The organism is Vibrio sp. Sgm 5 (genome assembly GCF_026241575.1).
Classification (GTDB): Bacteria; Pseudomonadota; Gammaproteobacteria; order Enterobacterales; family Vibrionaceae; genus Vibrio; species Vibrio jasicida.
Genome location: NZ_JAPHPY010000002.1, coordinates 38,942 through 62,240 on the forward strand (window position 1 = coordinate 38,942; position 23,299 = coordinate 62,240).

The window sequence follows — 23,299 nt, forward strand, 5'->3', positions numbered from 1 at the left end:
GGGGCATCTCTTCTGTAGAATCTGCGCCCTATTGATGATTAGTTTAGCGCACACCCTCATGAAAAGGCTGTGCGGAAAAAGCGGAGTAAAATATGTACGCTGTTTTCCAATCTGGTGGTAAACAACACCGTGTAAGCGAAGGTCAAACTCTTCGTTTAGAGAAATTAGACGTTGAAACTGGTGCAACTGTTGAATTTGATACAGTTCTTCTTGTTGCTAACGGCGAAGACATCAAAGTTGGCGCTCCTCTTGTAGAGGGCGGCAAAGTTGTTGCTGAAGTTGTACAACACGGTCGTGGCGATAAAGTTAAAATCGTTAAGTTCCGTCGTCGTAAGCACTCTCGTAAGCAACAGGGTCATCGTCAGTGGTTCACTGAAGTGAAGATCACTGGTATCAACGCTTAATCTATTAGGAGAGTTTAACAATGGCACACAAAAAAGCTGGTGGTTCTACTCGTAACGGCCGCGATTCAGAAAGCAAACGCCTTGGTGTTAAGCGTTTCGGTGGTGAGTCTGTTCTTGCAGGTAACATCATCGTACGTCAACGTGGTACTAAGTTCCACGCTGGTAACAACGTAGGTATCGGTAAAGACCACACTCTATTCGCTCTTACTGAAGGTAAAGTGAAGTTCGAGGTTAAAGGTCCTAAAAACCGTAAGTTTGTAAGCATCGAAGCTGAGTAATTTACCTTTTAGGTTAATTATTTAAGCTTTAAAGCTGAATTCAAAAGCCCTGCCGATTCGGCGGGGTTTTTTATTTGTAGCAGTCGACATATTCAAGTTTCTCGTTTTTACCTTATTGGTAGGTTCAGGGTGCTTAGATCTGTCATCTGCTAAAATTGTTTGATGATAAGTCAGATTAAATCCACGCACGAAGTAGTCGGAGTAAAAGATGAAGTTCGTAGATGAAGCGGTAGTAAAAGTTCAGGCTGGTGACGGCGGTAGCGGCGTTGTAAGTTTCTGGCGTGAAAAATTCATCACTAAAGGCGGCCCTGATGGCGGCGATGGTGGTGATGGCGGTGATGTATACATCCAAGCCGATGAAAACCTAAATACCCTGATCGATTACCGTTTCCAACGCTTTTACGAAGCAGAACGCGGTGAAAATGGTCGTGGTGGTAACTGTACGGGTAAACGTGGTAAAGACATCACAATGCGTGTTCCTGTAGGTACGCGCGCAGTTGATATCCACACTAATGAAATCGTTGCAGAAGTTGCTGAACACGGCAAGAAAGTGATGGTCGCGAAAGGCGGCTGGCACGGTCTTGGTAACACGCGTTTTAAATCTTCAGTAAATCGCGCTCCTCGTCAGAGAACGCTAGGTACTAAAGGTGAAATTCGTGAAATCCGTCTAGAGCTATTGCTATTGGCTGATGTTGGTATGCTTGGTCTACCTAACGCAGGTAAATCAACCTTTATCCGCGCAGTATCAGCAGCAAAACCAAAAGTAGCAGATTACCCATTTACTACGCTAATCCCAAGCTTGGGTGTAGTGAGTGTCGTACCTGAGAAAAGCTTTGTAGTTGCTGATATTCCTGGTCTAATTGAAGGTGCCGCTGACGGTGCTGGTCTAGGTATTCGCTTCCTTAAGCACCTAGAGCGTTGCCGCGTATTACTGCACATGATTGATATCATGCCGATCGATCAGTCAGACCCAATTCAAAATGCCCTAACCATCATTGATGAGCTAGAGCAGTACAGTGAAAAACTTGCTGGTAAACCTCGTTGGTTAGTCTTCAACAAGACTGATCTTATGCCGGAAGAAGAAGCGAATGAAAAGATCCAAGAGATCTTGGATGCGCTTGGTTGGGAAGATGAGTTCTTTAAGATCTCTGCAATCAACCGTAACGGCACTAAAGAGCTTTGCTACAAGCTAGCTGACTTTATGGAAAACCTACCTCGTGAAGAGGAAGAAGTTGCTGAAGAAGATAAAGTGAACTTCATGTGGGATGATTACCATAAAGATGCCATCGCTGGTAAAGACGTGATCACTGAAGAAGATGACGACGATTGGGATGACTGGGACGATGAAGAAGACGATGGTCACGTTGTTTACGTCCGTGACTAATCGCTAGTTATTTCATTAAGCCGCAATGTATATTGCGGCTTTTTTTGTATCTAAATCATGTTTAGACGATGTGTTTTACGGCACAATAATAAAATATACCCAAGTGACTTCAAGATGTAGGATTCAGAGCGGGGTCAATGACACCCTCCCAAGGGTGAGGTTACTTGGGTATAAATGGACTTAGGAAGTATTTATGACATCGGAAGCTATGCCGCCTGAAGAAGCTATGGCGGCGTCCAATCAAAGAGCCATTTCTCGGCTCGTGGCTCAAGCCGGGCAAATGTTATTAGCACACGGTGCAGAAAGTACGCTGGTGAGCGATATTATGCAGCGCATTGGGTTTGCGAGTGGCGTTAGCGATGTTGCTGTTGCACTGTCTGCCAATGCCTTGGTGGTCACAACGGTGATGGACGATCATTGCATTACTACCACAAGAAGCTGTGCCGATCGTGGAATTAACATGCGTGTCATTGCGCAAATTCAGCGTATCTGTATCATGATGGAGCGCGGTTTACTCGATGTGAAAATGGCACAGAAGAAACTCAATACCATCAGCCCAGAGCGCTATAACCGCTGGTTAGTCGTGTTTATGATTGGTCTTTCTTGTGCTGCCTTTAGTCATCTAGCTGGAGGAGATTGGGGAGTCTTCGGCATGACGTTCCTCGCTTCTGCTGGTGGTATGATCGTCAGACAAGAGATTGGGCATCGACATTTTAATCCTCTACTTAATTTCGCCGCCACAGCATTCGTCACAACGTTGATTTCCGCTCAAGCCGTGATCTTTGAAATTGGTAATTTACCTACGGTAGCAATGGCATCTTCGGTCCTGATGTTAGTACCGGGCTTCCCTCTGATTAACTCCGTTGCAGACATGCTTAAAGGCCACATCAATATGGGCATCGCGAGATTTACCATGGCAAGTCTACTGACATTAGCAACTTCACTTGGCATCGTAGCAGCGATGGAAGTCACCGGTATTTGGGGGTGGATGAGCTAATGAGTGTATTTGAACTCGCACTTGGCCTGCTGAATGATATGTTTTTTGCGGCGATTCCTGCAGTGGGTTTTGCCATGGTGTTTAACGTGCCACAGCGCGCTTTAGTTTATTGTGCCGTAGGTGGTGCGATTGGTCATGGCAGTCGCTATTTGATGATGCACTTTGGCTTGCCGATTGAGTGGGCGAGCTTTTTTGCTGCGACCCTTGTTGGCTTAATCGGCGTACATTGGTCGCATCGTTTTCTTGCTCATCCCAAAGTTTTTACTGTTGCAGCTTTGATCCCAATGGTGCCCGGTGTATTTGCCTTTAAAGCCATGATTGCCATGGTGGAGATAAACCACTTGGGTTATTCGCCAGAGTTAATTGCGACATGTATGGAGAACTTTCTTAAGGCGATGTTTATTATTGCAGGCTTAGCGGTTGGCTTGGCAGTTCCTGGGTTACTTTTTTATCGAAGAAGACCAATTGTTTAGGCGATCGTTTGTTCTAAAGTGTTATTTAGGTATAATTTGCGCTCAAATTTCTTCAAGGTAAAGTATTTCTATGATTAGCATGATTGCGGCAATGGCACATAACGGTGCTATTGATAAAGAAAAGCCAATGATCATCGGTAACGATAACTCAATGCCTTGGCACCTTCCTGCAGACTTTGCTTGGTTCAAAGAACATACACTAGGTAAGCCTGTGGTCATGGGGCGTAAGACTTTTGAGTCAATTGGTAAAGCTCTACCAAATAGGCTCAATATAGTCATTACCAGAGACCCATCTTATGCAGCAGAAGACGTAATAGTAGTGAGCTCTACTTTAGAAGCGCTAGAAGCTGCCAAAGGTCATGATGAGGTTATGATTATCGGCGGTGGCAGTATCTATGAAGCATTTCTTGATAAAGCTGATAAGTTGTATCTAACTTTTATTGATGCTGATGTTGAGGGAGATACTCAATTTCCTCAATGGGATGATGAATTCCAAGAAACGTATACTAGAGAATATCAAGCTGATGAGAAAAACGCTTATAACATGCGTTTTACGATTTTAGAAAAATAATCAAATTGAGCCGAATAAGAGAAGCACCGTCAATACGGTGCTTTTTGTTTTCTAGTCCGCTAATTCGAATTGTTAACTGAGTGCTTCTTGGGTGAAAACTTGCTTATCTTCCCAGCGAATCATAGTTAATGAGCCACCCCAAACACAGCCCGTATCAAGGCCAATAATGCTCTCTTCAATGTAACCTTGCAGTGCTGCCCAGTGACCAAATAAGACCGCTTTTTCTAAAGGCACACGTTGTGGCAGTTTAAACCAAGGAACAAGCTCATCTTCTGAAACTTCTTGTGGTGGAAGTTTACAATCCATATCCAAGCGCCCATCGGGAAAGCAAAAGCGCATACGGGTAAATGCATTGATGGTATAGCGATAGCGAGCTAAGCCTGATAGAGATTCCTCCCAAAGATCAGGTTGGTTGCTGTACATATTTTCCAGTAACCAATGCAGTTGCTCACTCTGAATTATCGCCTCGACCTCACGTGCACATGCTCGAGCCGTCTGTAGATCCCATAAAGGTGAGATGCCCGCATGACACATAACGAACTCATCGTGTTCCGCCATGAGTGGTTGCTGTGCTAACCAAGTGAGTAGAGCATCTTTATCTGGTGCGGAAAAGATAGGTGCGGTTTTATCTTTGTCCTTCACCCTCTTTAAGCCTTTAGAAACCGCCATTAGGTGCAGATCGTGATTGCCGAGGACAACTTTAGCGCTGTCGCCAAGGGATTTAACAAAGCGCAGTGTTTCTAATGACTTCGGCCCTCTTGCCACCAGATCACCAGCAAGCCAAAGTTGATCGTGTTGAGTTGAGAAATTAACGTGTTCTAGTAGCTGTTGCAGTTCATCGAAACAGCCTTGAATGTCACCAACGATGTAGGTAGCCACTGACTCTCCTGATTAATTTAGGACATTGGGAACAGCAAGTCGGAAAGGGTCTATTTCGGTGAGAAACTCTTGTCCCTTCTCATCCAACATCATGTAGTGTCCTTGCATGACACCTACTGGAGTTTCTAATGCAGTACCGCTACTGTAGGTGTATTCATCATTGCTAGGAATAAAGGGCTGTTGTCCGACAACACCTTCGCCTTCTACCGTCATTTGTTTGCCATTTGAATCCGTAATTAACCAGCGACGACTGAGTAATTGTACGGTTTGTTGGCTGAGGTTTTTGATGGTGATGACGTAGGCGAAAATAAAACGTTGCAGTTCTGGGTTGGACTGTTCTTCAATGTATTTGGTGTGAACTTGAATCTTGATGCAAGGTTGAATGACGTCCATGTGCACTCCTCGAAAAACGGATTATCTCAATAATAATAAGCCAAACCGCGAAGGGTTTGGCTCATCGTTTGAGTTATTGGTGCTGCGGATTATCCGCAAGCCAGTTCGCCATGGCGACAAACTGTTGTAGCGTTAGGTTTTCTGGACGCATACTTGGGTTTACGCCCAACTCTTCCAATACTTCTGTACTCAATAGCGACTTGTAGCAGTTACGAACGGTCTTACGACGCTGGTTAAAGCCTTCGCGACATACGCGCTCCAACAAACGCAAATCTTTCGCAGGGTGCGGAAGGACTTCGTAAGGCACTAAGCGTACGACTGCTGAATCAACTTTCGGTGGCGGTACAAACGCTGTTGGTGGTACTTCTAGAACAGGTACAACTTTACAGTAGTACTGAGCCATTACCGTTAGGCGGCCGTAAGCCTTGTTGCCTGGGCCTGCGGCTAAACGGTTTACCACTTCTTTTTGAAGCATAAAGTGCATGTCTTGAATGTCTTTATGGAATTCAAATAGGTGGAACATCAATGGTGTCGAGATGTTGTATGGCAAGTTACCGAAGATACGTAGCTTGTTGTTTGGCTTCACTAACTGCGTGAAGTCAAAGCGCATAGCATCGCCTTCATGAATAGTCAGTTTGTCAGCTAATTCTGGATGGTTGCGTAGACGTTCTGCTAGATCTCGGTCGAGTTCAATAACCGTGAACTTGTCGACTTCGCGACCCACAGGTTCTGTAATTGCACCAAGGCCTGGACCGATCTCAACAAGGTTCTGGCCAGGTCTTGGGTTAATTGATGATACGATACCGTCAATAATGTATGGATCGTTCAGGAAGTTTTGACCAAAACGTTTACGCGCTTTGTGTCCTAAATGGACATCATTTCTCATTGTTTCTTCTCTACCAATTCTATCGCATGCGTGAGCGCTGTTCGGAAGCTCCCTGTATCCGCTTGACCTGTCCCTGCCAGTTCTAATGCAGTACCGTGATCCACCGAGGTTCTTATAAATGGTAGACCAAGTGTAATGTTTACTGAACGACCAAAGCCTTTGTATTTTAATACAGGCAACACTTGATCGTGGTACATACCTAAAACAGCATCAGCATCGTTTAAATACTTTTCATTGAAAATGGTATCTGCCGGCAAAGGGCCAATCAGATTGATTCCTTTTTCTTGTCGAATCTTTTCCAATGTCGGAGTGATGGTTTCGATCTCTTCGCGACCTAAACAGCCATCTTCTCCCGCATGTGGATTTAGCCCGCAAACATAGATGTTTGGTTGCGAGATGGCAAATTTTTCTACAAGATCTTTATGAAGAATATCGATGATTTTTTCTAATCGCTCTTCCGTAACGGCTTTTGATACGTAAGCCAGAGGAATATGCGTGGTGACGAGTGCCACTCGCAGTCCTTCAGTCGCTAACATCATCACGACCAATGGTGTATTGGACTTTTCAGCAAAGAATTCAGTGTGACCACTGAATGCAACACCTGAGCGATTTATCACCCCCTTATGTACAGGGCCGGTGACAATAGCATCAAATTCATCATTCATACAGCCCAAAGCGGCTCTTTCTAACGTTTTTAATACGTAGTGGCCGTTGGCTTCATTAAGTTGACCTGCAACCGCGGTTTCAGCGATTTCAATGTGGTCTACGATTAATGTGCCAGCTTGTTGCGCTTTTGGTGCTTCTTCTGGATTGTAATCAAACAGTTGAACGTCTATGCCGAGCTGTTTAGTTCTTTCTGCTAAGACATTCTTGTCTGCACAAACGACGATTTGGTGCGCCCAGTCTTCCTTTGATAAGGCCAGCACCAAATCAGGGCCGATCCCCGCAGGTTCCCCTGCGGTTACGACGATTCTTCGAATCGAATTAGTTGCCATCATTGTTATCCACGATTTCAACAAACGCGCTTGCTCGTAGTTCTTGCATCCATGCGCCTGCTTCTTCGTTAAACTTACGGTTGAAAAGAATGCGGTAGGCTTTGTTTTTCATTGCTGAGTCAGTGCGGTCAACTTGACGACGGTCTAAAACTTCAACAATGTGCCAGCCGTGTACAGTTTTGAATGGTTCACTGATTGAGCCTACAGGCAATGTTTCAACTTGGTGTTTAAATTCTGGTACGTATAGGTCTGGTGTTTGGTAGCCCAGTTCACCGTCTTGTGCTGCAGAACCTGGATCTTGGCTGTATTGTGTTGCCAATTGAGCAAAGGTTGCTTCACCCGCTTTAATGCGACGAATGAATTCATTTAGCTGCTTCTTCGCACCATCATCGCTTAGGATAACGGTCGGTTTGATCAGAATATGTCGAGCATTGACTTCTGTGACCGCGACTGTTTCTAGGCCTTTTACATCTTCTACTTTTAGGATGTGGAAGCCAATACCGCTGCGGAATGGACCAATGATGCTGCCTTTGTTTTGCATTTTGATTTGGTCTGCGAAGATAGTTGGCATTTCTTCTTTACGCATCCAACCCCAATCACCACCTTGCAAGGCTTTTGGACCTTTTGAGTAGGTGTAGGCCATTTGCGAGAAATCCGCACCATCTCTCAATTTTTTCACTAATGCATTCGCTTCTGCTTCGACTTCTGACTTGTCTTTATCGTTAGAGAAACGCAATTGGATATGACCGATTTTGTATTGAACGGTTGCATTGGTTTCTGTTGCAAGTTGTTCTGCTAGGCTATCGACTTCCGCTGGGAGAATGTTGATACGACGACGTACAAGCGCATTACGAGCTTCAGACGCGGCGATCTCTTTACGAATTTGTTCGCGGAATTCAGAGTAGCTTAACCCTTCAGCTTGGACAGAGGCGGCAAGTTGCTCAACGCTTTGGTTGTTGTTACGAGCGATTTCTGCAATCGCTTGATTCAAGCGGTTGTCATCAATTCGTACGCCGATACGTTCAGCCTCTTGACCTTGAAGCGTATCAATGATCAGTTTCTCAACCACTTGGTCTTTCAACACGCTTGCTGAAGGTAAGCTCTTACCGCTCTGACGAGCATTAGCTTGAAGTGTTTTCATTGCAGTGTTGATGTCGCTTTGTAAAATCACACCGTCGTTGACGATAACAGCAACCTGATCAAGCTCTACAGGTGCAGCATTAACACCTAAAGAGAATAGGGTTGTGAAGATGATTGATTTCCAAATTTTCATTTAAAATTCCGTCAGTATTATAGAGTTGAGCGTCTTACTAGTAGTTAAGACGCTCAATTCGATTAATTGTTCAAATAGAATGGACGACCGTATTTGATCGCGTTGTCCGAACCATCAAGTTCTTTTTCTGCGGTAATCGCACGTTGATTGGTGGCAAAGCCTTGAATACCGAAGTTAACGCTGATGTTGTTTTCGTATTCTGGAGAAGCACCGTCGCTTCCGATTGCTTTGTCATCCCAGCCCAATAATTGGTTTGAGTAAGTTAGACCGAAGTACCAACAATCTGATTGGTAGCGGAGGCTGGCAAGCCATTCCATATCGATGTTTTCGTTTAAGTCGTAGTAGTACTGGCCGCTTGCCGACCAACTCGGGTTGAATTCATACGCGGCTACGATACCTGCTTGTGAAATACCTTTACGAGTGATTGTGTCGAGGTTTTCGAGAATGATCGTATCTTCAATGTATTCACGAGTAACGTAACGGTAGTTACCTTGAATGAAGCCACCGTTAAATTGGTATTCCAGAGTGCTGTTCGCCAACTGCATCGAGCTCAGGTCGATGTCATACTGGATACCACCGTGATAGAACAAGTAATCGTTGTAGTTGAAATCAGTTTCAACCGCCCATGATGAGTAGTTTGAGGTCTCATCCGGTAGGCTCGGATTATTGCTGATCTTGGTTTTCTTATCGAAGTAGTAGATCTGACCAAACGAAACGTTAAGACGTTCTTTGTAATCATCATCAAAGAAACGCGTACTTGCACCGTAGCTTAACTGGTTTGCTGACGCGATTTTATCGATACCACTGTATTTACGACTGCGGAATAGACCGTAGTAGTCAGTTTGCAGTAACGTCGTATCGTAGTTGTAGATGTTAGTTTGGTCTTCATCTGGTACATACAAATACTGAAGCTGTGGTTCCAATGTTTGTGTGTAGCCTTCTATCCAGCTGGTATCACGCTCCAAGTACATCTGAGCATGTGTGCGGAATTCTGGAATAACACGCGATACGGTCTCATCGAGTTGATTTCTTAGATCGGTGTCTGTTAAGCCACTCAGATCTTGGGAGTAGTAGGTCGATAATACGCGAGCTTCTGTGGTCCATGTCGCCCAAGAGTTTGATAGAGGAATCGTGAGGCCTGGCTCTACGTGCACACGAGTCGCGTCAGGCTTCGCTGTATCGTCAGTGTCAAAACGGCTGATCTGGCTCTTCACGTCAAAGTTGACGTAGTTACCCAAAAGTGGGGTGTAGTAGTTCAAGTCCAGTTGCGGCAATAGACGGTACGGTTGGTTTTCTTCTTTCAAAAGTATCTGGAAATCTCGGACAGACAAAGAGGCGTCCCAGAAGTCTGAACGGTACTGTACTTCGCCTTCTTGAAGCAATTGGCCGTCTTCTCGGTTACCAATGTCAGAATCCAGGTCACGGAAGTAGTCGATGTCACTCACTTTTGAGTAATCAACACTGACCACCCACTGTTTGTTGATGATGCCATCGTGTTTGAATTGGTAACCCCAACGAGATTCGTCCTCGTAGCGTTTGTCGCTGCTCATGTACTCGCCTTTGATTTCACCTTCACCCCAACCTTCGGTTAGGTAACGGAAATCAGAGTCAAGCTTGGTGCCACGTTTCTGCATGTAGAGCGGAGTAAGTGTCATGTCGTATTGCGGCGCGATATTCCAGTAGAAAGGAAGTTCAACTTCCATACCGTCGCTAGAGCCGTATGACATGGATGGGAATAGGAAGCCCGTTTTACGCGTGTCACCAATTGGCATCGTCATGTACGGCACGTAGAAAACAGGGACGTCCATGATCTCAAAACGTGGGTGATGTAACGTTGCCGTTTCTTCATCTTGATCAACATCGATGCCCGAAGCCACTAAGCGCCAAGAGTTGTCACCTTGAGGACAAGAGGTAATCGAACCATCTTCAAGTTCGTACACTGACTGGCCAGTACGGGCTATGTACGCAGCGGTACCGCGACCTTGTTGGCACAAGAACTGGTAGTTGGTGTTTTCAAGCGAAAACGTATCTTGATTGATGTCGTTGGTAACACGATCTGAACGTGCTTTAACCTGACCGTCATTGAAGGTTACATTGCCTTCTGCCACGACCACGTTATCTTGTTGATGAAGCGTTACGCTATCGGCGGTGATTTTCTTTGGACCTTGCGTAACTTCTACGTTGCCAGAGTATTGAGCCTTATCGCCATTGATGGCTTGTAGACTATCAGCTTGAACAACCACTGGGGAATTAAGCGCGTCCTCCTCACCACTTGTCTCGACCAAACATTGATCTGTGGTGGGCATTTCCTGCACACTATCATGGATATTCGCTTCAGCTTGAGTGGTGGGTACAAACAAGGCGGTGCTGATAGAGGCCGCTAAACATGTGCGGGAGAAATGTTGCATTGAATTGAACTTTCCTGTGTCACTACTACTCGATGGCTATAGGGCTTGTTGTACCCTCGCTATATAGCCAAATGAATCAACTATAGTTTGCAATTATCCCAGAGCATGGATTCGCTGTGGCATAATGCCAATATAAAATAGCTGCAAAGATAAGCAGGCGAAATAGCCTGACCGTAATAAAACTAATTCCATTATCATAAAGGAAATCGTTGCGTCCGGCACTATAAGACCGCCGTCGTCGATAAAAATTCATTGATAGAGAACACATAATGCATATTTTTGGCAAAATCTTGGGTGCCTTTTTTGGCTTGTTACTCGGTGGCCCATTCGGTTTATTGTTTGGTCTATTTATCGGTCATCAATTCGATAAAGCACGTCGTTTAAGCCAAGCGGGGTTTTCGACGGGGGGCTTTGGTAAAGGTCCTAGCCAGGCACAACGTCAGGAAGAATTTTTTAAAGCTGCATTCGCAGTTATGGGACATGTGGCTAAAGCCAAAGGTCAAGTCACCAAAGAAGAGATTCAACTAGCGTCTGCGATGATGGACCGTATGAGTTTACATGGCGAGCAACGTCGTGCGGCACAAGAAGCGTTCCGTGATGGTAAAGAGAGTGATTTTCCGCTTGAAGATGTATTGGTTCGCGTGAAAATCTCTTCAGCAGGGCGTTTTGATTTATTGCAATTTTTCTTGGAGCTTCAGATCTCTGCTGCGTTTGCTGATGGCTCGATTCATCCGAGTGAACGTAATGTCCTGCATAAAATTGCCCGCGGTTTAGGTTTCTCTTCAGAGCAATTAGAGCGTCGCCTGCACATGCAAGAAGCCGCGTTTCGTTTTCAAAGCCAAGGTGGTTTCCATGGCCAGCAGCAGGGACAATACCAATCAGCTGGTTGGCAACAAGCTTCACAAGCGGATCAGTTGGCTGATGCCTACAAGATTTTGGATGTTAACTCAGATGCGGACAGTAAAACGGTGAAGCGTGCTTACCGCAAGTTGATGAATGAGCATCACCCAGATAAGTTGATGGCGAAGGGCTTACCACCTGAGATGATGAACGTCGCAAAAGAAAAATCGCAAGAAATTCAAAATGCTTACGATCTGATAAAGAAAGTGAAAGGTTTTAAGTAGTCGGACGTTTTCTATCAAGCTTCAAAAACAAAAAGGGCACTCAGTGCCCTTTTCTCGTTCTTATACTCAGCGTTTGGTTTACTGGTGTCCTTTTGCTTTTCGGTTATGGGAAGCCCAAAGCGTATTAGCCTATCAGTAACTTCTTTAGTTAGCTTGATTTAAGGTCCAATCGTATTCGTATTTCACTTTGCCAGAGAAGTTTTTGTATTGCGGTGCGTACTTTGCAATGTGTTTGAAGATTTGTTTTTCTCCACCAAAGTCCGTTGCAAACCAATCATAAATAGAAGACAGCTGTGCCGTGTTACCTTGAATAGATACGCCTTTGTTGCTGTTGATAAATGTTCTAGCGGCACTATCCAGTAGAGCTTGCGTGTTGTCAGCAGTGAATGCTTGAGACTGCAGATTAGGGCATCCCAAGCTGGCACAGTTAACCGCGTAATGGGTTCTCGGGTCATTCCAAATTGGACGTAAAATGCGATGTTCAATATCGTTTAAAGTCAGATCTTTCCCGTTGACCACGACCACATCGTCTCCCCAAGGGCCAAAGCTAAATAGCCCACCAAGTTTGGTAATCGATTCGACAGGATAGTTATCTAGGATTAAGTCGACAGTGATGGAGTTGTAAAGGTTTACCCAGTAGGCGTATTGCTCCGCTTGGTTGTACTGTAGAGGGTTGAGTTTTGCGAGCCTTTGGATGTACTGCTTTAACTTCGTTTTGTCGGAGGTCGTGACTTTGCTATAGCGAAACAAAGTATTCTCACCTTGCTTAACTAAATAACTATCAAGCAGTTGTTGCCACTCTTGATGAGAAATCTTGGTTTGGCTAGCTTGATTCGATTGTTTCCAATACGGCCACAAATCCGATTTAGGTGCGGAAAATGTTGAGAAAGAAACGAGAGCACACAAGAGCAATAACAGACGCTTCATAGAGATACCTTTGGGTAAAACCTTATTGATATTGTAGACCTGCATAAGGCGAAGTTTCTTTCTTGAGGCAATAAAAGAAAAAAGGCTGGCATAAGCCAACCTTTTATTTGTTTAAATTGCGATTTTAATTAGCTTAAGAAGCTCGGGATCTTCGCTTCGTACTCGGCAATCTTATCTTCGTGTTGAAGGGTTAAACCAATGTTGTCCAAACCGTTTAGTAAGCAGTGACGACGGAACGAATCGATTTCAAAACCATATTCTTTGCCGTTGGCACGAACCACATTCGCTTCTAGGTCCACTTCCACTTCTGCGCCTTCGTTAGCCTCAACAAACTGGAAGATTTCATCCACTTCTTGCTCAGTCAAACGAACTGGCACCATTTGGTTGTTGATCGAGTTACCGTAAAAAATATCGGCAAAGCTTGGTGCGATCATCGCTTTGATGCCGTAATCCGCTAGTGCCCACGGTGCGTGTTCACGAGATGAACCACAGCCGAAGTTTTCACGCGCTAGCAAGATAGAAGCGCCTTTGTAGCGAGGAGCGTTCATCACGAACTCTGGGTTCGGTTGTTCGCCAGCATCATCTAGGAATCGCCAGTCATGGAATAGGTGCTTACCAAACCCTAGGCGAGATACCTTTTGTAGGAACTGTTTTGGAATGATGGCATCAGTATCTACGTTCGCTGCATCTAGAGGAACAACTAAGCCTGTGTGTTGTTTAAAACCTGACATCTGTTCTCTCCTTAACCTAATCCAACTCACGAATATCAACAAAGTGACCAGCAATTGCCGCTGCCGCTGCCATCGCAGGGCTAACCAAGTGGGTACGGCCATCACGGCCTTGGCGACCTTCAAAGTTACGGTTTGAAGTAGACGCACAGCGCTCATGAGGCCCCAAACGGTCGTTGTTCATTGCTAGACACATCGAACAACCCGGTAGGCGCCACTCAAAGCCCGCTTCTTTAAAGATAACGTCCAAGCCTTCCGCTTCTGCTTGCGCTTTTACTTGCTCAGAGCCAGGAACGATTAGCGCTTGAACGTGAGACGCGACTTTGCGACCTTTCGCCACTTCTGCGGCTGCGCGCATGTCTTCAATGCGAGAGTTGGTGCAAGAGCCAACGAAGACTTTATCGACGTTGTAATCAGAAAGTGCTTTGCCTGCTTCTAGGCCCATGTATGCCAATGCTTTTTCAGCAGAAGCTTTCTCTACTGGGTCGGTAAAGCTTTCTGGTGCTGGGATCGGTTGATCTACCGCGATCACTTGGCCTGGGTTAGTTCCCCAAGTGACTTGTGGCTTAATGTCTGCTGCGTTTAGCGTCACAACTGCATCAAACTGGGCATCATCGTCCGTTTTCAATGTCTTCCAGTATTCTACTGCTGCATCAAAATCGGCACCTTGAGGTGAGAATTTGCGGCCTTTGATGTACTCGAATGTGGTTTCATCTGGCGCAATTAGACCGGCTTTAGCACCTAGCTCAATCGCCATGTTACACACGGTCATACGGCCTTCCATTGAAAGGTCTGTGATCGCTTCACCGCAGAATTCAACCACGTAGCCTGTTCCGCCAGCAGCTGTGGTTTCACCGATGATCGCAAGTACGATGTCTTTAGCGGTGATACCAGGAGTTACTTTGCCTCTCACTTCAATCTTCATCGTTTTAGCGCGGGCTTGTTTTAGCGTTTGAGTTGCTAATACGTGCTCAACTTCAGATGTACCAATACCAAAAGCGAGAGAGCCGAATGCACCGTGTGTAGCAGTGTGCGAGTCGCCACAAACAATGGTCATGCCCGGCAGGGTAATACCAAGCTCTGGGCCCATGACGTGCACAATGCCTTGGTATTTGTGGTTGATGTCGTAAAGCGTAACGCCAAACTCTTCACAGTTTTTCGATAGCGTTTCCATCTGGATACGAGCCATCTCACCGGATGCGTTGATGTCTTTGGTGGTTGTCGAAACGTTGTGGTCCATGGTGGCAAAAGTTTTGCTGACCTGACGCACTTTGCGACCTTTTTCACGCAAGCCGTCAAATGCTTGCGGAGACGTCACTTCATGTACCAAGTGACGGTCGATGTACAAGATTGGGTTTTCCCCTTCTGCTGCGACGGCAACGTGTGCGTCGTAGACTTTTTCGTATAATGTTTTGCCCATTGTTTGCTTCCTTTCCTCGTTGCCTTTGCCGCAATAACTGCGTTAGCGACACCCATTTATCCAGTTATTTAGCGAACTAAACGCCTTAATATAAATGGGCTTGCTGCCTTACTACTGCACCAATGACTTAGAGGAAAGCCATTGGTTGACCGAGGATTTAGTATTTATTATGAATCTGTTTTGTATTAAGAGTTTAAGATGTACTCAGCGATCTTATCGCCCATCTCAGACGTCGAAAGTGCTGGGTTGTCACCAGCAAGGTCACCCGTTAGCTCACCCGCCGATAGTGCTTTTGAAACTGCCGTTTCGATGTCTTGTGCCGCCGTTTCTTCACCTAGGCTGTAACGCAGCATCAGTGCAGCTGATAGGATTTGTGCCACTGGGTTAGCGATGTTCTTACCTGCGATATCTGGTGCACTGCCGCCTGCTGGCTCGTACAGACCGAATTTGCTTTCGTTTAGGCTCGCTGAAGGCAACATACCCATAGAGCCAGTGATCATCGCGCACTCATCAGAAATGATGTCGCCGAAGATGTTTGAACATAGCATTACGTCGAACTGTGCTGGGTCTTTGATAAGCTGCATGGTTGCGTTATCAATGTACATGTGTGATAGCTCGACATCTGGGTAGTCTTTTGCGATTTCTTCAACTACTTCACGCCATAAGATAGAACTTTGTAGAACGTTCGCTTTGTCGATAGAGCACACTTTCTTGCGACGTAGACGAGCAGACTCAAAGGCAATTTTTGCAATACGTTCGATTTCGTAGCGGTGGTATACCTCAGTATCGAACGCTTTCTCTGTTGGACCTTCGCCTTCACGACCTTTTGGTTGGCCGAAGTAGATGCCGCCCGTCAGTTCACGAACAACAACGATATCAAAACCACGACCGGAGATGTCTGCACGTAGTGGTGAGAAAGCTTCAAGACCTGAGTGGATTTGCGCTGGGCGTAGGTTACAGAATAATTGGAAGTGTTTACGTAGCGGCAGTAGGGCACCGCGCTCAGGTTGGTCGTTTGGTGGTAAGTGTTCCCACTTAGGGCCGCCAACTGAGCCGAATAGGACTGCATCAGACTCTTCACACGCTTTCACGGTGCTTTCTGGAAGTGGGCAACTGTGATTATCAATCGCAATGCCGCCCACATCATGCTCGTCACGCTCAAACGCAATGCCGTGTTTCTTCTCGATTGCATCTAGCACCTTATGTGCTTGCGCCATTACTTCTGGGCCGATGCCGTCGCCTGGTAAAACGGCGATTTTGTATGATTTGTCTGTCATGGTAATCCTTTAAGTTTTCTAAATTTTTGAGCTTGTCTAAAACGAATTTGGTTGGAGCCTGAGTTGTGAGGCTCAAGCTCCATGAATTAATGATTAAACCGTCGCAATTCTCTTTTGCTTCATCTCTTCAATCTTATCGGCGCGATGAATGCTGTTGATGACGTGCAATAGCGCTTGACCAGATGCTTCTACGATATCGGTAGAAACGCCGGTACCGTGGTACTTACGGCCTTTGTAGTTAGCGATGATGTCTGCTTGACCAAGACCGTCTTCACCTTCGCCTTTTGCGGTTAGGTCAAACTTGTCTAGGACGATTTCGTAACCTGTCACGCGGTAGATACATTGGTATAGCGCATCAACCGGACCATTACCGACCGCAGCTTCACACATTTCTTCATCGCCACACTGCATTTTGACGCTGGTGGTTGCCATTACGCTGCCAGATTGAACGCTTAGGTAGTTCAACTTGTAGAAGTCGTCTTCTTCGCGCAAGTTAGAGAAGTGCATTAGCGCTTCTAGATCGTAGTCGAACACCTGACCTTTGCGGTCAGCAAGTTTCAAGAAGTCCTCGTACAACGCATCTAGGTTGTACTCTTCTTCTTTGTAGCCCATTGCGTCCATGTGGCTCTTAACCGCAGCACGGCCACTGCGACTGGTTAGGTTCAATGCTTGGTTCTTAAGACCAATCGACTCAGGCGTCATGATCTCGTAAGTGTTTTTGTTCTTTAGCATGCCATCTTGGTGAATACCGGAAGAGTGGCTGAATGCGTTAGCACCAACGATTGCTTTGTTGCTCTGGATTGGCATGTTACATAGTTGACTCACCAACTTACTGGTTCGGTGGATTTCGTCGTGTTTTAGACCCGTATGCACACCCATGAATTCTTGGCGCGTTTTTAGGATCATCGCGATTTCTTCAAGAGAACAGTTACCCGCACGCTCACCGATACCGTTAATGGTGCCTTCTACTTGGCGAGCACCCGCTTGAACAGCGGCGATAGAGTTAGCAACCGACATGCCCAAGTCATCGTGACAGTGAACAGAGATGATCGCTTTGTCGATGTTTGGTACACGGTTGAATAGAGTTTCAATGATGCCACCAAACTCACTTGGTACAGTGTAGCCAACGGTGTCTGGAATGTTGATGGTGCTTGCGCCAGCATCGATGGCTGCTTCAACCATGCGGCACAGGTTGTCGATTGGCGTACGACCTGCGTCTTCGCAAGAAAACTCAACGTCATCGGTGTAGTTACGCGCATGTTTTACGGCTTTTACGCCCATTTCTACAACATCGTCGTAGCTACGGCGCAGTTTGTCTTGAACGTGAACAGTCGAAGTTGAGATGAAAGTGTGGATTCGAAATGCGTCCGCGACTTTTAGCGCTTCAGCAGCAGCATCGATATCTTTCGCAACGGCACGCGAAAGGGCACAAACTCGGCTGTTTTTGATGTGTTTTGCAATGGTTTGTACGGATTCGAAATCACCCGGAGAAGAAACAGGAAAACCCGCTTCGATAACATCAACGCCTAGCCTTTCCAGCGCATAGGCAATCTGCAGTTTTTCTTTAACCGTCAAGCTTGCTGACAACGCTTGTTCGCCATCACGCAATGTGGTGTCGAATATAATGACCTGATCGTTCATGTTTGCTTCCTTCATGATTTCTGCACTTTTCGTGCAATTTAATCGTTTACTTCCGGTATTTAGATATAAAAAAACCCGCATTTGCATGCGGGTTTCTTAGAAATTGGTGTGGTTATTTTTCTTCCACAGCCTACCCGCGCGAATTGGTCACGATCAGGAGGAGGCTAAGCAGGATAGAAAAACGTGCTGACATAGTTGTTAAGCATTCCACAAAATTAAGTTAACAAATTAGTACCGCACTCAATGGAACACGTCAACCCTAAAGTCGATTTTTTATTCATATCGGATGAGTGGATTTCTGTTAATGGTTTTTAAACAGATTCAGACGTTGGCGGTTATTCGCAACGTGAATCGTTTTTGTTGTGCTCAGAGGAGGAGATTTGCCAGTCTCATAATCGCTTTAAATACAGTGGTTTATTGCGCTTTGACACTAAGTTTAACAGATTGTTTTTCATCTGATTAATTGTTTTTTGTTTCTTTGTTCTTTTTGAGCAAGTTTTTAATATTAGTTTTGTGAATGCCTTACGGTACATTAAGAGAAGGATTTAAAATGGAGGGCATATTAGTCAAGGAAGGTGAGTTATGTTCTATAAATCTCGGGTTGCACTGGCGATCAGTAGTACTTTGCTTCTTTATCCACGATCCTTCCACTCAGTATGGCAGCGACAAATCGATAGTTATGATAGCAAAGGTATTGTCCAAAGAGAGCGAAGCAACAATACTTGGTCTACGGAGGTTTGGAACCGAACTTCAACCAACCATTAACGAGTCGAAAAGTGGTTACTTTGGTAGCCACTTTTTTTGCACACTTATTAGTGCGTGGAAAATTGTATTCGAGCAAGTATTAATCATGAGAAGAGTAATAGAGAGAGAAGTTTTATACCGCACGCTTTGCGAGCTATCACACAAAGGGGTTAATTGATTAGCCTAATTCCATTAGAGCGTTTTATAGTAGAGCGGTTGCATGGATGGATTTTACAAGCAAATAGGTTGAGGATTGATGGATTTCGCGAAACAACTCGGACGTTCGACACTGGCGATAGCGGTACTTTCTCTGTCTGGCTGTCAGCTGCTTCAGTTTGGAACGGCTGAAGCAACGGCTTCTTCTGTGATGAGAAATGATCATGCCCAAAGTGTCATGGTGATTAATCATCAAATGGATCAGTATTTAAGTGAAGATGGACGCGAGTCCTTTTTAAATCAAATGCTGGTGGCATTGGAATCAGATAACCGCGATAAGTTTAAAGGTAAAGACCCGGACACTTACACATGGTGGAAGATTCGTGTTCAGCCAAATCAATGGAAAGAGGCTGAAGTCAGCCGTCCCGTCGTTGAGGGTGTGGACACATCAAAAACGTTAGAGTTTATGGATGTCTCTTATCGTTCGAAAACCACACTTAACTTGCGATCTAATCCTAGCTTAGATGGAGAGAAGTTGGGGGAGCTAACAAAAGGTGAAGTGTTTAACGCGATTGCCAAAGTGGAAGGAGAACCTTGGTTGTTGGTTGAACAAAAAGGCCTGATCAGAGGTTATGTCCATAAAGACTATGCTCGCAGCAATGTCGTGAATCGCGATATTCTTTCTATCAAACCTAACCCTCTGTTAAGTGATGAAACTTCATCGGTAGATAAGCCAAAAGATAATGAGTTGTTCGGTAGTTACACCTGTCGTGATCTCAGTTACGAACTGACCAAAAATGGCAATATCACCACAGGCTCGCTTCGAGCCTGTCGCAAGCAGAGAAAAATCTGGTATATCGATGCGCCAGCTGAGAGCTCGGATCGATCGTAATTCGCAACGCCTACCATTTTGAATCTTCAGTGATACCAATATTGTGTCACTGAAGCCTATGCCTCTTCAGGCTTTTCCTCTCTCTCTGAAACATCGTTTGTCATCAATTGTCCAAATTCTCGTCATGTAGCTGTCACTTTCAGCACCTACTTTTCATACAAAGGTATTGTCAAAGTAAAGGGAAGTAACATGCGAGCTTTAGAGACAATTTCACAGCCAATCGCCACTATCGCTAAGTTCGATTTGGCGTTTTCTAGTGTGTGCTTACAGCACCGTTTTAATCAACAGGTCGCCAACATCAGTAAAGGGGTCTCACACAGCGGAGATGGGCACCTTTATGTTGTGCTTGGCTTATTAGCCTGGTTTTTAGATCAACAGCAAGGGCAGTGGTTTTTACTCGCTGGTCTGATTGCATTTGCTATCGAGCTCCCGATTTATTGGACGTTAAAGAACAGCTTTAAACGACGTCGGCCCGAAGAACTGAGCGCAATGCTTCCTGCTTTTATTACCCCTTCAGATCGCTACAGCTTACCTTCTGGACACACGGCTGCTGGTTTTGTGATGGCGACCATCATCAATCATTTTTACCCAGAGCTTGGAACTTTCGCCTTTGTGTGGGCGAGCTTAATTGGCACGTCGCGCGTTTTGCTCGGGGTGCATTTTTTCACTGACATCATCATTGGCGCTTTGTTAGGCGGCCTTTGTGGTTCTATTGCTTTGGCCATAGTAGGAGGCTAATGAATGAAAATCCTGTACGGTGTTCAAGGAACGGGAAATGGTCACATTGCTCGAGCGAGAGCGATGAGTGAGGCATTTAAAGCGCATGAAGTTCAGGTTGATTTTCTATTTTCAGGTCGTGAGCCTGAGAAATATTTCTCGATGGAAGCGTTCGGTGATTATCAGACGTGTCGAGGTTTTACTTTTATCACAGAGAAAGGCTCGGTAAATTACGCCAAAACGGCATTGAGCAACAATCTGATTCAGTTTTTCAAAGAAGTTCAGCAACTGGATTTGTCTCGCTATGACTTGGTTATCAATGATTTTGAGCCCGTTTCAGCTTGGGCGGCTCGTAAGCAAAACAAACCATGCATTGGCATCAGTCACCAAAATGCGTTCCGTTATCCAGTACCACTGAAAGGCGCGAGTTGGTTCGATAAGTCTGTCATTGAGCATTTCGCTCCTTCGCAGCATCATTTAGGGTTGCATTGGTATCATTTCGACCAACCGATATTACCTCCGATTGTGCATACGTTAGAAAACACCATGGATAACGACGACTTTGTTTTAGTGTATTTGCCATTCGAATCGATAGAAGACATCAGTGATTTGCTGTTTCATTTTAACCAACAGACGTTTGTTTGCTATCACCCTAACGTGATTGAGTGTGAGCGGATTGAGAATATCGAGCTGAGACCGCTGTGCCACACCAACTTCCAGCATCACCTTCAACGTTGCAGTGGTGTGATTGCCAATGGTGGGTTTGAATTGCCATCGGAGGCGTTGTCATTGGGCAAAAAACTTTTGCTCAAGCCACTCGCTGGACAATTTGAACAGCAGAGCAATGTTGCAACGTTAGAAGATCTTGGTCTAGCTACATCGATGGAGAGTCTGGATATTTCAATTGTTCGTCAGTGGTTGAAAGAGCAGCAAGCTGAAAGCGTCAAATACCCAGACGTAGCGAAAGCCATCGCATCATGGGTCTTGCAAGGTGCGTGGGACACACCAGAGAAGCTCTCTGAAGAGCTGTGGGAGCAAGTTGATTTTCCTAGCTACGTCTCCAATATATAACCCATTCATTTGTCTTTTCAATAACAGCAGTTTCTTTGCGAAGCTGCTGAATTTTTATGCCCTCAATATCATTTCTATTCACTGTGATTTTGCTGCCTCTTTAACTGATTTGTGCACTTTGTGAACCAAAGTATTGACGCTGGTTTTTGAAGTGAGCTGCAAAGAATAAGTTGGGCAAATGAGTTGTGTGAGCCCTGTAGAATGTCATTAACGTGCTAAATAGGTTGTCAGAAATCTCTGATTTAGTCGTTTTATACTTTTTTATGTTTTTCTTAAGGTTATGATAGTTAAAGGTTAAATACCTAATTGGCTAAAATTTAATGATTAAATATCAATCTAGTTGCGAAACCTTGATTGATTAGTTGATAGTACAGTTCAAGCCGGAAACATCCGGACGATAAATATAATACAAATTCGGTGTTCTATTCCTGAAAATGATCTGAATCCAGCCACGGTTGTTTGTGCGCACAGAGATTCTATTCGTTAAGAATTCATTGAACCAAATTGACGATTACAAAGAGGCGCACTCAATGTTAGATAAAAAAGACGCGATGAGCGCAATTGCTAGCTACCGTATGGAAAGCACATTGCGTGGTGTAGATTTAAACCTATTGACCGTATTTGATGCTGTGATGCAAGAGCAAAACATTACTCGTGCAGCGCACAACCTAGGCATGTCACAACCAGCAGTAAGTAATGCGGTTGCACGTCTAAAAGTGATGTTCAACGATGAGCTATTTATGCGTCAGGGTCGCGGTATTCAGCCGACTCAACGTGCTCGTCAACTGTTTGGCCCAATCCGCCAAGCACTACAACTTATCCGTAATGAACTACCAAGCTCAGTATTCCAGCCTGAGTCTTCAACTCGTCTATTTAAGCTAGCGATTTGTAGCCCATGTGACATGCGTTTTGCACCTCGCATTATGGCGAACGTCAACGAGCAAGCGCCAAGCGTACAGCTTCACCTAGATGCGGAATTTGATCGTCTTCTATCTGAACGCATGCGCTACCAAGAAATCGACTTCGTAATCGACTACGCGCGTTTCGATGACCAAGGTTTCTCAAGCACTGAAATCTTCAAAGATGAGTTAGTTGTGATTGCATCTAAGACGCACCCTCGTATTCAAGGTGGCGTATCTGCTGAGCAACTGATCAACGAAAAACACGCGAAACTTTCACGTGTACATGGTCAACGTAGTTTCTCTGAGCAAGCGTACCGTGAGCTTGACTGCCAAGCTGCGTACGAAGGTTCAAGCCTAAGCAACCTGCTATACGTAGTAAGCCAATCTGAACTTGTTACGATTGCACCACGTTGGATGGCTGAAAACGCAGTAAACAGCGATCAACTACAAATCCTAGATTTCCCGTTTGAAAACAAAGAAATCAGCGGTTACCTAAGCTGGCATGAATCAAGCGAGAAAGACAAAGGCCACATCTGGCTACGCGACCAGCTAATGATCACTTGTGGTGAAGTGGTTGCGCTTAAACAAGCTTAATTTATCGTCTGACTAACTGGTCAGACTGGATTTGTAATCATCAATTTTTACAATTCCTTGGCCCCGAGAGTACTCTGTCTCTCGGGGTCTTTTTATTTCTGCTAATTAATAACCGAAACAGCGACTTAAGTTGATTAAACCTTCAACAGTTAAAGACCTGCTATG

General features: G+C 45.1%; 22 protein-coding genes. 11 read left to right on the forward strand and 11 right to left on the reverse strand.

From position 1 onward, the window contains the following. Positions 1-92: 92 nt before the first annotated feature. From rplU to folA, 6 genes are all read left to right on the forward strand, one after another. Positions 93-404, forward strand: coding sequence for a 50S ribosomal protein L21 (gene rplU, locus OQJ86_RS01470; protein ID WP_038866119.1), 312 nt, complete (start codon positions 93-95; stop codon positions 402-404). Positions 405-424: 20 nt separating this feature from the next. Continuing rightward, positions 425-682, forward strand: a complete 258-nt coding sequence (gene rpmA / locus OQJ86_RS01475; RefSeq protein WP_005383095.1) for a 50S ribosomal protein L27 — start codon at positions 425-427, stop codon at positions 680-682. Positions 683-890: 208 nt separating this feature from the next. Next, entirely contained in the window at positions 891-2,066 is a 1,176-nt protein-coding gene (gene cgtA / locus OQJ86_RS01480) for an Obg family GTPase CgtA (RefSeq protein WP_038866120.1), read from the forward strand. 193 nt (positions 2,067-2,259) lie between these two features. Then, positions 2,260-3,063, forward strand: a complete 804-nt coding sequence (locus OQJ86_RS01485) for a threonine/serine exporter family protein (protein WP_265985582.1) — start codon at positions 2,260-2,262, stop codon at positions 3,061-3,063. Then, a complete protein-coding gene (locus tag OQJ86_RS01490) occupies positions 3,063-3,536 on the forward strand; it encodes a threonine/serine exporter family protein (RefSeq protein WP_038866121.1) in 474 nt (157 codons plus the stop codon). The genes OQJ86_RS01485 and OQJ86_RS01490 overlap by 1 nt, the downstream gene beginning before the upstream one ends. 70 nt (positions 3,537-3,606) lie before the next feature. Next, entirely contained in the window at positions 3,607-4,107 is a 501-nt protein-coding gene (gene folA, locus OQJ86_RS01495) for a type 3 dihydrofolate reductase (protein ID WP_265985584.1), read from the forward strand. Between the two features lie 72 nt (positions 4,108-4,179). Here folA and apaH read toward each other — a convergent pair whose 3' ends face one another. From apaH to lptD, 6 genes are all read right to left on the reverse strand, one after another. Beyond that, a complete protein-coding gene (gene apaH, locus OQJ86_RS01500) occupies positions 4,180-4,986 on the reverse strand; it encodes a bis(5'-nucleosyl)-tetraphosphatase (symmetrical) ApaH (protein WP_265985585.1) in 807 nt (268 codons plus the stop codon). A 12-nt stretch (positions 4,987-4,998) separates the two neighbouring features. Continuing rightward, on the reverse strand, positions 4,999-5,379 hold the full coding sequence (gene apaG, locus OQJ86_RS01505; RefSeq protein WP_038866126.1) for a Co2+/Mg2+ efflux protein ApaG: 381 nt from the start codon (positions 5,377-5,379) through the stop codon (positions 4,999-5,001). Between the two features lie 73 nt (positions 5,380-5,452). Beyond that, positions 5,453-6,265: a 16S rRNA (adenine(1518)-N(6)/adenine(1519)-N(6))-dimethyltransferase RsmA gene (gene rsmA / locus OQJ86_RS01510; RefSeq protein ID WP_265985586.1), complete on the reverse strand. Its 813-nt coding sequence runs from the start codon at positions 6,263-6,265 to the stop codon at positions 5,453-5,455. Next, the gene (pdxA, locus tag OQJ86_RS01515; protein WP_265985587.1) at positions 6,262-7,260 is read right to left on the reverse strand and encodes a 4-hydroxythreonine-4-phosphate dehydrogenase PdxA; all 999 of its coding nucleotides are present in this window, start codon (positions 7,258-7,260) and stop codon (positions 6,262-6,264) included. The genes rsmA and pdxA overlap by 4 nt, the downstream gene beginning before the upstream one ends. Further along, entirely contained in the window at positions 7,250-8,533 is a 1,284-nt protein-coding gene (surA, locus tag OQJ86_RS01520; RefSeq protein WP_265985588.1) for a peptidylprolyl isomerase SurA, read from the reverse strand. Before surA ends, pdxA begins: the two co-directional genes overlap by 11 nt. A 62-nt stretch (positions 8,534-8,595) precedes the next feature. After that, positions 8,596-10,941, reverse strand: coding sequence for an LPS assembly protein LptD (lptD, locus tag OQJ86_RS01525; RefSeq protein WP_038866130.1), 2,346 nt, complete (start codon positions 10,939-10,941; stop codon positions 8,596-8,598). 269 nt (positions 10,942-11,210) lie between these two features. Here lptD and djlA point away from each other — a divergent pair, with 269 nt between their 5' ends. Continuing rightward, entirely contained in the window at positions 11,211-12,065 is an 855-nt protein-coding gene (djlA, locus tag OQJ86_RS01530) for a co-chaperone DjlA (protein WP_038866131.1), read from the forward strand. 144 nt (positions 12,066-12,209) lie between these two features. Here djlA and OQJ86_RS01535 read toward each other — a convergent pair whose 3' ends face one another. The 5 genes from OQJ86_RS01535 to leuA all read right to left on the reverse strand — a co-directional run bounded on the left by OQJ86_RS01535 (position 12,210) and on the right by leuA (position 18,058). Beyond that, positions 12,210-12,992 (reverse strand): DUF547 domain-containing protein, encoded by a 783-nt coding sequence (locus OQJ86_RS01535; protein WP_265985590.1) that lies wholly within the window; start codon positions 12,990-12,992, stop codon positions 12,210-12,212. 128 nt (positions 12,993-13,120) lie between these two features. Beyond that, on the reverse strand, positions 13,121-13,723 hold the full coding sequence (gene leuD / locus OQJ86_RS01540; RefSeq protein ID WP_042599780.1) for a 3-isopropylmalate dehydratase small subunit: 603 nt from the start codon (positions 13,721-13,723) through the stop codon (positions 13,121-13,123). A 16-nt stretch (positions 13,724-13,739) separates the two neighbouring features. Next, complete coding sequence (gene leuC, locus OQJ86_RS01545; protein WP_038866134.1) at positions 13,740-15,140, reverse strand: 3-isopropylmalate dehydratase large subunit; 1,401 nt, start codon at positions 15,138-15,140, stop codon at positions 13,740-13,742. 185 nt (positions 15,141-15,325) lie between these two features. After that, on the reverse strand, positions 15,326-16,417 hold the full coding sequence (gene leuB, locus OQJ86_RS01550) for a 3-isopropylmalate dehydrogenase (RefSeq protein WP_265985592.1): 1,092 nt from the start codon (positions 16,415-16,417) through the stop codon (positions 15,326-15,328). Positions 16,418-16,510: 93 nt separating this feature from the next. After that, positions 16,511-18,058 (reverse strand): 2-isopropylmalate synthase, encoded by a 1,548-nt coding sequence (gene leuA, locus OQJ86_RS01555; RefSeq protein WP_010445640.1) that lies wholly within the window; start codon positions 18,056-18,058, stop codon positions 16,511-16,513. A 1,000-nt stretch (positions 18,059-19,058) separates the two neighbouring features. Here leuA and OQJ86_RS01560 point away from each other — a divergent pair. The 4 genes from OQJ86_RS01560 (at position 19,059) to calR (ending at position 23,134) form a co-directional block, all read left to right on the forward strand. Beyond that, positions 19,059-19,850 (forward strand): SH3 domain-containing protein, encoded by a 792-nt coding sequence (locus tag OQJ86_RS01560; protein WP_265985594.1) that lies wholly within the window; start codon positions 19,059-19,061, stop codon positions 19,848-19,850. A gap of 189 nt (positions 19,851-20,039) precedes the next feature. Continuing rightward, positions 20,040-20,588 (forward strand): phosphatase PAP2 family protein, encoded by a 549-nt coding sequence (locus OQJ86_RS01565; RefSeq protein WP_038866139.1) that lies wholly within the window; start codon positions 20,040-20,042, stop codon positions 20,586-20,588. A gap of 3 nt (positions 20,589-20,591) precedes the next feature. Further along, positions 20,592-21,638 (forward strand): MJ1255/VC2487 family glycosyltransferase, encoded by a 1,047-nt coding sequence (locus tag OQJ86_RS01570; RefSeq protein ID WP_038878302.1) that lies wholly within the window; start codon positions 20,592-20,594, stop codon positions 21,636-21,638. Positions 21,639-22,168: 530 nt separating this feature from the next. Beyond that, complete coding sequence (gene calR / locus OQJ86_RS01575; RefSeq protein ID WP_038866143.1) at positions 22,169-23,134, forward strand: LysR family transcriptional regulator CalR; 966 nt, start codon at positions 22,169-22,171, stop codon at positions 23,132-23,134. Positions 23,135-23,299: the final 165 nt, after the last annotated feature.